General features: G+C 27.4%; 5 protein-coding genes and 1 pseudogene. All 6 read right to left on the reverse strand.

All coding sequences use genetic code 11. The features are described from left to right. Positions 1-60: 60 nt before the first annotated feature. Positions 61-267 (reverse strand): hypothetical protein, encoded by a 207-nt coding sequence (locus KGF50_RS20485; RefSeq protein WP_227849768.1) that lies wholly within the window; start codon positions 265-267, stop codon positions 61-63. A 121-nt stretch (positions 268-388) separates the two neighbouring features. Further along, entirely contained in the window at positions 389-1,327 is a 939-nt protein-coding gene (locus tag KGF50_RS20490) for an SDR family oxidoreductase (RefSeq protein ID WP_227849769.1), read from the reverse strand. Positions 1,328-1,429: 102 nt separating this feature from the next. Then, positions 1,430-2,080, reverse strand: a complete 651-nt coding sequence (locus KGF50_RS20495) for an HAD family hydrolase (RefSeq protein ID WP_227849770.1) — start codon at positions 2,078-2,080, stop codon at positions 1,430-1,432. Between the two features lie 150 nt (positions 2,081-2,230). Next, positions 2,231-2,419, reverse strand: a complete 189-nt coding sequence (locus tag KGF50_RS20500) for a ferredoxin (protein WP_227436432.1) — start codon at positions 2,417-2,419, stop codon at positions 2,231-2,233. 98 nt (positions 2,420-2,517) lie between these two features. Next, positions 2,518-2,898, reverse strand: a pseudogene (locus tag KGF50_RS20505) (amidohydrolase family protein); the annotation flags it as partial. A gap of 168 nt (positions 2,899-3,066) precedes the next feature. Then, complete coding sequence (gene tnpB, locus KGF50_RS20510; RefSeq protein ID WP_227849771.1) at positions 3,067-4,176, reverse strand: IS200/IS605 family element RNA-guided endonuclease TnpB; 1,110 nt, start codon at positions 4,174-4,176, stop codon at positions 3,067-3,069. Positions 4,177-4,450 lie beyond the last annotated feature (274 nt).

A 4,450-nucleotide genomic window follows, 5' to 3' on the forward strand; every position in this document is an offset into this window, starting at 1 on the left:
TTCCTTATATGCTGACTATTTTAGCTACTAACTCATGACTAAAGTCACGAGTATGCATAGCTATTTTTTAATCAAATCTCCAGTAAATACTAATATATCTGGATTTAAGGTATTAACCTTATTGGCTACTTTTTTAAGTTTATTAGTCGAGTAAAAGCTACCTATTTGAGTATCTGAAATCTGAACTACTTTTATAGTTTCATTCTCATTTTTTACTATATTTTCTTTCATCATGTTTCCATCTTTATTTATATTATATTTTTTCACAATTAATAGACTCGGTTCTATTGCAACTGAGTATATAAAAATTAAAACAAATATCAATATAAAAAATTTTAAAAAATGCTTTATCTTTAATTTCAAAGTATCTACCTACTTATTTATTATCTTAAACTATTTGCATTACAGACTCAACTTTGTCCATTTTTCTATCGTGTAATTTTGGTTTATTAGCTACAAACCATTTATATGTTGTTGTAAGACCTTCTTTTAATAAAACATTTGGTATATAAAGACCATGTTCAATAAGCTTATTTATATCTAGATTAAAGTCTATGTTTCTAAATGGGAAGTAAGTTCTCTCTCTAAACTCAACTTTTTCCATGTCTACATATTTTATAATAGGTTCCTTACCAATAACTTCTCCACATGTATATATAAGTTCATCCCAAGATATTAACTGTGGATTTGTTACATTATACGCTTCTCTTATGTGAGAATTTTTCATTACACTTTCTAATACCTTTACTAAATCCCCAATATATATAAATTGATTGCTTACTTGCTTTCCTTTAGGTACTGGTATTTTTTCGTTTTTTTCTATTTTTTCAAAGAAATAGTATTCTCTATACAAATTATTATTTTCACCATATATATAGGTTGGTCTAATAATTATATATGGTATAGAGCTATTTATAACAAAATCTTCTGCTTCCTTTTTGTTAAGTCCATATTTACCCCAGTTTTCATTCTCGCCTTTTTCATTATCTTCTTTTACATTTCTTCCACTATCTTTGTATACGGCTCCTGCTGACAATACTATGTATTTTTTTAAGTTATCTAAGTTTACAAAATCAATAAGATTACCAACATCCTCTTTTGTATATGCAGTCATATCATATATGTAATCATACTGTCTTCCATTGATAATGTTTTCCATATCTTTGCGTACTTTTCTATCGCAAATTAAGTGCTCTCTAAAACCTTTATAATCTATTTCCTTTTTACCATTCGTAAGTATATCTATTTGATACCCACATTTAATTAAACGCTTAGCAAGTGCAGAACCTATGAAGTCGCTTCCACCCATGATTAAAATAGATTTCATTTCAAGTGCATCCTCCTCTTTTTTAAATGGCTTCCTTAATTATAATATCATATTTTTAAATATGCTACACCATTTTGTATTGTTTTTGTCTATAAAAGATATTTATAGCAAAATATCTTTTATAGATTTAACACTTTCGACAATATAAGTAGGATTACTTTTACTAATCTCATCAAAAGAGCCATACCCATACAATACACCTATAGAATCTACACCTATTTTATTAGCTCCAATTATATCGTATTTTCTATCACCAATCATAATAACCTTATCTTTATCTGTTACATCACACAAATCTAACACATATTCTATAACTTCATTTTTATTTACTCTTGTACCATCAAGGTTACTACCTGCTATATATTTAAAATATCTATCTATATCAAAATATTTAAGTATGGTTTCTGCAAAAACTGTTGGTTTAGAAGTAGCCAATAGTAGTATTTTACCATTTTCATAAAGTATTTTTAAAGTCTCCTTTATGTCTTCATAAATTTTATTTTCAAATATTCCTCTGTCAGAAAAGTATTCTCTATACTTTTCAACAGCTTCTGTTGCCTTTTCATCTTCAAATTTATAATAGTCTTTAAAAGTAGCATGTAGGGGTGGCCCTATAAATTGTTCCAAGTTATCCAATTCTTCTTCTATACCAAAACTCTTTAAAGAGTACTGAATAGATTTCGTTATTCCTTCTTTAGGGTCTGTAAGTGTTCCATCTAGGTCAAATAACACTATTTCATAATTTTTCTTCATACTTAAATCCTCCACCTTTTATAAAAATAATACTTTATCTTTTGAATTTATCTATTTTAAAAAGCTATAGTAATAGAATCTTAATCTAATACTATAGCTTAAATAATAATCAAACCTTATATATTGTCTTTAAACTAAATTTAAACAGTTTTATTTAACTGTTATAGCTGAAACTGGACATCCTTCTTCTGCTTCTTTACATAAATCCTGTAATTCTGCTGGTATTTCTCCTTCAATTGCAACTGAATGTCCTTCATCACTCATACTAAAAACGTCTGGACATGTTCCTATACACGCTCCACAAGCTACACATACATCCTTATCAACAAATGCTTTCATACTAAAATACCTCCCCTAAAATTATAATTATTGTTCCATTACATATTTATCCAATATATACTAATTTAAACATATTTTTCCTTTTTTATCAATATTACTTAATTTATTGCAATGCCATCATACCAATGTCTATAAACCTCACTACTCTTCATCCATGATTTTATAGTATATTGTAAGCTCAATTTTTTATTTAACATTAGTTCATTATTATTATAATCTGTTATGATTTCTTCAGTATCATCTATTGTAAATATTGTAAAATCGCCTTCTCCACCAACTTTTATCCTACCTTGACTTCCTTGTAAATTAAAAACTTTTGTTGGATATTCAGTTACCTTTTCTATGCATTTTTCTAGAGGTATCCCAAGTTCCATAATTTTATTTACAACATTTAAAAGAGAATAATGTATATCTTTCATATTTTTTATATGCATATCTGTACTTATTAAATCTGGCTCTAATCCTTGATTTACTGCTTTTTTAAAGACTTCAAAATCAAACTGTTCTACCCCATGACATACCTGAACCTCCCATGACTAAAGTCACAGGGTTCCTGCTTCATAGAATTTCGCATACTAACATATGTCTTACTAATTCTCCACAGGCTATCCCCGTAGTTCCTACGGTTCTTACATAAGTTATCTATTTTAAACTGTTATTAGTCTTAATCCTTCTTTTAATATATTTATACTTGCATTTATATCTCTATCGTGAGTTACATTGCAACAAGGACAAATCCATTCTCTTATGCTTAAATTCTTAATTGCCTCGTTTTTATACCCACATTTATTGCATATTTGTGAACTTGCAAAGAATTTACCTACCTTTACAATTTGTCTACCATACCAATTAGCCTTGTATTCTAATTGACTAACAAATTCTGACCATGACACATCAGAAATTAAGCGAGATAGTTTATGATTTCTAGTCATATTTTTTACTTGCAAATCTTCTATGCAAATAATATCATTCTCTTTTATTAATTTAGTAGATAGTTTTTGTAGAAAATCCTTTCTTTGATTAGCTATATGCTCTTGAAGTCTTGCAACTTTTAATCTTGCTTTATTTCTATTTAAACTACCAATTGTTTTTCTCGATAATTCTCTTTGTAATTTAGCAAGTTTGTTTAATGACTTTAGAAGATACTTAGGATTTTCTATAAATTGTCCACAACTTGAGATACAAAATTCTTTAATTCCTAAATCTAAACCTACCTGATTATTAGTATTTTCAAATGCTTTAATGTCTATATCAGTACAACATAATGATACATAATATTTACCACTTGGTTCTTTGGATACAGTAGCATTAAGTATTCTCCCTTGAGGTGCTTGTTTATCCCTTACTTTAACCATACCAAGTTTAGGTAGTTTTATATATTGACCAATGTACATAATATTTTCATTTGTAAAGTTCGTTCTATATGAAAATCTATTAGTTTTCTTTGATTTAAATTTAGGAAATCCTGTATTTTCTTTAAAGAATTTTTTATATGCGTTTTCTAAATCTTTTAAGGTGTTTTGTAGTGAAAATTTGTCAGGTTCTTTAAGCCAATCTAATTCTTTTTTTAAATTGGTCAAATCAGAACTGCACTGTTTATAAGTAAAAGTTTCTTTATCATTTTCATAAGCTTCTATTCTTTTAGAAAGATATTTATTATATACAAATCTACAACATCCAAAAGTTTTGTTAATTAACTTTTGCTGTTTTTTATTTGGATACATTCTAAACTTATAAGCTTTTTCCACTAATACCACCTCACTTTACTTGTTTTTTCTGATTATTAAATTCTGGGTGTCCATATTTTACACACCATACTATATACATATCCTCTACCATGAGTTACTTCCATTTTTCATCACTCATCATGATATTAACGTATGTAATTATTTAAAACAAGTATTTTGAAGGTTTTTGTATTTATTTTTAAATAACATATGTAAGAACCATAAGTCTTAACTTTTATCATTTTTGAGGTTGTCGTTCACATAAGTTCGCTACTACCTATGCAGTTCTCTTATGAACTTCTTA

Origin of the sequence: Clostridioides sp. ZZV15-6598 (genome assembly GCF_020657705.1) — a bacterium.
Lineage (GTDB): Bacteria > Bacillota > Clostridia > Peptostreptococcales > Peptostreptococcaceae > Clostridioides > Clostridioides difficile_F.

Coding starts and splice junctions, on each gene's coding strand:
- KGF50_RS20500 (WP_227436432.1), bottom strand. CDS start 2,419: ATGAAAGCATTTGTTGATAAGGATGTATGTGTAGCTTGTGGAGCGTGT.
- KGF50_RS20495 (WP_227849770.1), bottom strand. CDS start 2,080: ATGAAGAAAAATTATGAAATAGTGTTATTTGACCTAGATGGAACACTT.
- KGF50_RS20490 (WP_227849769.1), bottom strand. CDS start 1,327: ATGAAATCTATTTTAATCATGGGTGGAAGCGACTTCATAGGTTCTGCA.